Source organism: Rhodococcus sp. MT28 (assembly GCF_058792695.1).
Window position 1 is genome coordinate 1 of record NZ_JBXAFD010000056.1, and the last position, 2,159, is coordinate 2,159.

General features: G+C 67.2%; 3 protein-coding genes. All 3 read left to right on the top strand.

Features of this window, described 5'->3' with window-relative positions; genetic code table 11:
- Positions 1-80: 80 nt before the first annotated feature.
- Entirely contained in the window at positions 81-419 is a 339-nt protein-coding gene (locus AC1Q6C_RS33540) for a hypothetical protein (RefSeq protein WP_219468642.1), read from the top strand.
- Positions 416-730, top strand: a complete 315-nt coding sequence (locus AC1Q6C_RS33545) for a hypothetical protein (protein ID WP_243621718.1) — start codon at positions 416-418, stop codon at positions 728-730. Before AC1Q6C_RS33540 ends, AC1Q6C_RS33545 begins: the two co-directional genes overlap by 4 nt.
- A gap of 318 nt (positions 731-1,048) precedes the next feature.
- Positions 1,049-2,071, top strand: a complete 1,023-nt coding sequence (locus AC1Q6C_RS33550; protein ID WP_243621717.1) for a DUF4192 family protein — start codon at positions 1,049-1,051, stop codon at positions 2,069-2,071.
- The last annotated feature ends 88 nt before the right edge of the window (positions 2,072-2,159 follow it).

Below are 2,159 nucleotides of genomic sequence, written 5' to 3' on the forward strand. Positions count from 1 at the left end.
CGCCCCGACAGCAGCACCAGAACACAAACTGTCCCTATACGGGGTCAGCTCCTATCCCAACTACCGATTAGGGCAACGACATGAGCACCACCACCGACGAGCTGCGCGCCGACACGATGTACAGCAACACCATCGACGCCGCGTACCCCGCGATCACACCCTCAGGAATGGCGGCCGCCGAGATCCTCGAGACACTGACCGCAAAGATCACCGCCGCCACGAGCGCGGTAGGGATGCAAGCCGAAATCGGGTGGCTCACCCTCGCGCACGAAGTGAGCGCCCGCGAAGCCGTCGCCCTGCTCGCCGTCGCGACCCGCCGCGCCTACGACGCCGGACAGATCGCACCCTCACGCGTGAATCGGGTTTACGGCCGAGTCGAGCGCGCCGCCGCACCGCACGGAATCCGGTTCCGGTGGTGAGCGCCCCGAAGGCAGAGGCGATGGTGGATCCGCAGATGTTCACCGGATGCGTTCTCGCGGGATGCTCGAACATCGTGGCCGAGGACGGAGAAATCTGCTCGCAGTGCCGTCGCATCTTCGGCGACATGATCAGGCCCGTATCCGAGCGAGAGCGCGCCGAGACCACCGAACCCCCACGGCCCGCCGCGACCGGACCGCAGCAGTTGACCCGACGCAATCAACGATGCTGGCTGTGCGAGCAACGCCGCACCTGTACCCGGGTCGGTGGTCAGTGGGAGTGCTGCGACTGCGCGCGGCCGGCGCAAAGGTGACGCCTGCCCGGCGGCCGGCCACCTTCGGCGTCCCCCGAAATGAACTCCGCTGCGCTACGTCCTGATGAAGAACATCTTTTTGTTCTCCTTCTGGCCTTCCGATTCTCGTCGGCGGTGACCTGCGCGCAACCCCTGGCGGCGCAAGCGCCGGCCGATGGCTCCGAGAAATTTTCGTCACTCGCAAGCTCCCGCCGAAATTTTCTCGGCCCAGGGGTGGCACTCCGGCCCCCTCATGCCGACGCGATTCTCCTTTGCCAGCAGGCGAAAAAAATTGGCGGGGCACCCGGCCCGGTCACTTTCATCATCGAGGGGAACGACATGCAGCGCATCCGTTTGAACACCGCCACCGAGGTACTCGCCTCCATCCCCACCATGCTCGGATTCATCCCGACCGCATCGGTCATCGTGATCATGCTCAAAGACGAAATCGTCGACGGCCGAACCACCAAACAGATTGCCCTTGTCACGCGCACCGACGCCGCCACCGGCGAGGGTGCCGAATTCGATCCCGCACCGTACCTCCAAGCCGCCGCACGCGCCGAGACCACCGCCACGATCTGCGTTGCCGTCGCCGAAGACGCCGCCGCAGTCATCGCGCTCGACCAGATCGCGATCCTGCGCCAGGGATTCCGTGACGCCGGAATCCACGACATGCTCGCCCTGCACGTCACCGCGCTCGAAGCCGGAGCGTTGTGGACCGACCTCGACACGTACGCGACCGGACTCACCGAAGACCCGAACGCCTCAACGTTGAGCATTCACAACGCCGTCGAAGAGGGCCGCAGCACCGCAGCCTCACGCGAGGACATCGCCGCCCGCTACGCCGTCACCGTCGAAGCGGACACCGCACCCGCACACGCAGCGCTGCACGCACAGGGACCGGACTTCGTTCGCCACACCGTCACCGAACTCGTGACACTCATCCGCACACGCGGCAACCCGGACGCCGAGCTGGCCGGCCGTGTCGGACTGTGCGCCACGATCAGCCCCACCGCACGTGATGCCCTGCTGTTCACCGCCAACGGAAACGAGCACGCAGCCGCCCATGCGTTCGCGACCATCGCCCGCCAGGTACGCGGCAACGCTCGAATTCAGATTCTCACCGTCGCGGCGTACTGCTCATACATCAGCGGCGACGGACCCAGTACCGGTATCGCGCTGGAGGCTGCGCAAGCCGCAGTGATCGAAGGCAACGGCGAGCACGACACCCCGCTGCGTAACTTGCTCGACTTTGCACTCGAGCACGCGGTCTCGCCCGCCGCAGTCACCACGCAGCTGCACGCGATCAGCGCGGAGGCAGCGCGATCCTTCGGCGTCGGCGTCGACAACCTCGACAGCTGAAAAACGGCAGCGGGGGGGGGGGGGGGGGGGGGGGGGGGGGGGGGGGGGGGGGGGGGGGGGGGGGGGGGGGGGGGGGGGGGGGGGGGGG

What these genes read in the sequence shown, in the direction of transcription:
- AC1Q6C_RS33540 (WP_219468642.1), top strand. Translation starts at nt 81, where the DNA reads ATGAGCACCACCACCGACGAGCTGCGCGCCGACACGATGTACAGCAAC.
- AC1Q6C_RS33550 (WP_243621717.1), top strand. Translation starts at nt 1,049, where the DNA reads ATGCAGCGCATCCGTTTGAACACCGCCACCGAGGTACTCGCCTCCATC.